The organism is Micromonospora sp. 4G55 (assembly GCF_016803375.1).
Genome location: NZ_JAEVHN010000630.1, coordinates 1 through 3,517, shown reverse-complemented (window position 1 = coordinate 3,517; position 3,517 = coordinate 1). Strand labels below are relative to the sequence as shown.

1 protein-coding gene and 1 pseudogene are annotated in these 3,517 nt (G+C 76.7%); both read right to left on the bottom strand.

The window, feature by feature from the left end:
* Nucleotides 1-2,574 (bottom strand): annotated as a pseudogene (locus JNW89_RS31310) (ATP-dependent helicase); the annotation flags it as partial.
* Nucleotides 2,575-2,674: 100 nt separating this feature from the next.
* On the bottom strand, nucleotides 2,675-3,517 hold an 843-nt coding region (locus JNW89_RS31305; protein ID WP_238451816.1), incomplete at its 5' end, for a PD-(D/E)XK nuclease family protein.

The following is a 3,517-nucleotide window of genomic DNA, read 5'->3' as shown; positions in this document are numbered from 1 at the left end:
CCGGCGGGCGCCCAGCGGGTCCGCCGGCCATTCCGCCCGCAGCACCATCTCGGTGGTCGGGTTGACCGCGTCCCCGGCCGCTCGGGCGCCCAGGCGTCGACCAGGTGCCCGGTCGCGCCGTCGAGGCAGGCGTCGTGCACCTCGCGGAGGAATACCGACGGACCCCGGAAGCGTTTGGTCCCCTCGCCCCACCAGTAGCCGGAGCAGAGCAGCAGCCGACGCGGCCGGGTCACCGCCACGTACGCCAGCCGGCGCTCCTCCCGCTCGTCGTGCGCCCGCCAGGCGTCGGTGAAGTCCTCCAGGGCCCGGGCCACCCCGCGCTGGTCCTCCGCCCCGGCCAGGCCCAGCTCGGGCAGCCCGTCGGCGTCGCCTCGCAGCGGGAAGGGCAGCACGCCGAGCCCACCCAGCCAGTGGTCGGAGTTGCGCACCGGCCCCGGCCAGACTCCCCGGGTCAGCCCGGCGACCGCCACCACGTCCCATTCCAGGCCCTTGGCGGCGTGCGCGGTGAGCACCTGCACGGCGCCCTCGACCACCTCCACCTCGCCGGGGCCAGGCCGCGCTCCTCGTCTCGGCGGCGGCCAGGTAGGCCAGGAACCCGGCGAGGGTGGCCCCCGGGGTCTCGCCGCTGAATCGGGCGGCGACGTCGCCCAGGGCGTCCAGGTGGCCCCGGGCCAGCCCGGCGTCGCCGGCGCCGTCCCGGCCGGCCCGGACCGCCACCTCCACGTCCAGGCCGATGGTCCGCTCGATGTCGGCGATCAGCTCCGGCAGGGTCTGGTCCAGCCGGTAGCGCAGCAGCGCCAGTTCCATCCCGTACGCGCGCAGCCGCGCGTAGCCCTCGGCCGAGTACGCCTGCGCCGGACCGAGGTCGGCCAGCGCCTCGACCAGCGTCGCCTCGTCCAGCACGTCCACCGCGATCTCCGGCCCGTCGTCGCCGGTGAGCCGGTGCCGCGCCCGCGCGATCGCCCGGGCGCGCCGGTGCAGCGCCACCAGGTCACGCGGCCCGATCCGCCAGCGCGCGCCCGTCAACAGCCGCAGCAGCGCCGCCCCGTCGGTCGGGTCGGCGAGCACCCGCAGGGTGCAGACCACGTCGCGGACCTCGGGAGTGTCCAGCAGGCCGCCCAGGCCGACCACCTCGACCGGCAGGCCGCGGGCCCGCAGCGCCGCCTCGATCGCCGGGATCTGGCTGCGCAGCCGGACCAGCACGGCGGTGGTGGGGCGCTGCGGCACCGGAATGTGCTCGGGCAGCGCCCCCGGCAGCCGGGCGGCGCCCCGCCAGGCGGCGAGCACGCTGTCGGCGATCCAGTCCGCCTCGTCGGCGTACGTCTCGAGCAGCGCGCAGTGCACGGTGCCGGCGGCGTGGCCGCCCGGGCTGCGGTGCGGGATCGGGTCCCGGACGCTCAGCGCCGCGCGCAGCTCGGGCACCCGGGCGCCGGCGGCGCGCAGCGGCAGGGAGAGCGCGTTGGCCACGCCGAGGATCTCCGGCCGGTTGCGCCAGCTCGTGGTGAGGCTCAACACCTCGGCCGGGGTGCCGTCGGCGCGGGCGAACTCCGTCGGGAACCGCTCCAGCGTGCCGGCGCTGGCCCCGCGCCAGCCGTAGATGGACTGGCACGGGTCGCCGACCGCGGTGACCGGGTGACCGCCACCGAACAGGGCGTTGAGCAGCACCACCTGGGCGTGGCTGGTGTCCTGGTACTCGTCGAGCAGCACCACCCGGAAGCGGTCCCGCTCGACCGCGCCCACCGCCGGGTGCTCGCGGGCCACCCGCGCCGCCCGGGCGAGCTGGTCGGCGAAGTCCATCGCCTCGAAGTCGTCCTTGCGCCGCGCGTACGCCCGCACCAGCGGGAGCAGCTTCAGCCGGGTCTGCTGGAACTGCAACGCCTTGCGCACGTCGGCGTAGACCCGGCCGGGGCGGGACTGCACGTCGGCGAAGAAGCGGCCGGTCCAGGCGGCCAGCTCGTCCGGGTCGACCAGGTGCTCGTCCAGCTCCCCGGCCAGCGCCAGCACCGCGTCGGTGATGGTGCTGGGCATCCGGTCGACCTCGGACATGTCGCCGTCGTAGTTGCGCACCAGCAGGTCGACCAACTGCCAGCGGGACGCCTCGGTGAGCAGCCGGGTGGTCGGCTCGTACCCGGCGCGCAGCCCGTGCTCGGTGACGATCCGGCCGGCGTACGAGTGGTAGGTGGAGACGGTCGGCTCGCCGGCGAGCGGGTCGTCCAGCGGGTCGCGCCCGCGCCGGCCCAGCCGCCGGACCAGCTGGTCGAGCCGGGTACGCACCCGGTGCGCCAGCTCACCGGCCGCCTTGCGGGTGAAGGTGAGGCCGAGGATCTGCTCGGGCCGGACGTACGAGTTGGCGACCAGCCAGACCACCCGGGCGGCCATCGTCTCGGTCTTGCCCGATCCGGCGCCCGCCACCACCAGGAGCGGTTCCACCGGCGCGGCGATGATCGCCGCCTGCTCCCGGGTCGGGGCCGGCAGCCGGAGCAGCTTCGCCAGCTCGACCGGGGTGTAGCGGGGCCCGGCATCGGCGGCCCGGGGCGCCGGGGCGGCGGTGCTGAACAGGGTCGGCTGGGTCACCGTTCCGCCTCCGCTCGCGCCTGCCTGGCTCGCAAGCTCACTCCTCGCGCTCCCGGTTCCGCCTCGGCTCGGGCCTGCCCGGCTCGCCCACTCCGCGCGGTCACGGGTCCTCCGGGGTGCGGGTCGTCGGGGGCTCGACGACCTGGCGCCCCTGCCCCGAGACCGGGCAGCTGGTGCGCACCGGGCAGACCCGGCACTTCGAGTTGGCGACCGCGGCGAAGGTGGCGGCGGCCATCGTATCGGCGGTGCGCCGGACCAGGGCGGTGGCCCAGCCGGCCTCCGGACCCTCCCCGGCGGCGGCCTGGGCCTGCTCCTTGGCGTCCTTCGCCCCCGTGCCGAGCTGCACCAGCGCGGCACCGCCGGACTCCTCGCCGAACTCGGCGAACGCCCCCGCCTCCACCGCCGCCTGGTACGCCCCGAGCTGCGGGTGCTCGGCCACCTCCCGCTCGGTGACCGCCGTCGACTTGCCGGTCTTCAGGTCGATCACCACGAGCCGGCCGTCGGCGTCGACCTCCAGCCGGTCGACCCGGCCGGTCAGCTCGACCGGGCGGCTCGGGTCGTCGAGGCGAACGGCGAACTCGTGCTCGATGGCGAGCAGCCGGCGCGGGTTGCCGGCGAGCCAGCGCAGCAGCTTGTCCACCATGGCCTCGGCGCGGGAGCGTTCCGGGCCGACCATCCACCGGGCGGCCAGCTCGATCGCGTCGAACCGGGCGGCGACGTACTCCAGCAGGGCGGTGCGGTCGGCGCTGGCGTCCTCGGCGAGCATCGCGGCGGCGTGCACCAGGTTGCCGACGCCCTGCGCGGCGCTGGCCGGGCCGCTGCCGCCGTGCCGTTCCAGCAGCCAGCGCAGGCTGCACCGCAGCGCGCTCTCCATCGCCGACGGGGTGACCCGGACCGGCTCGCCCTCGTCGACCAGCGGCCGGTCGTCGGAGAGGCCCCGCAG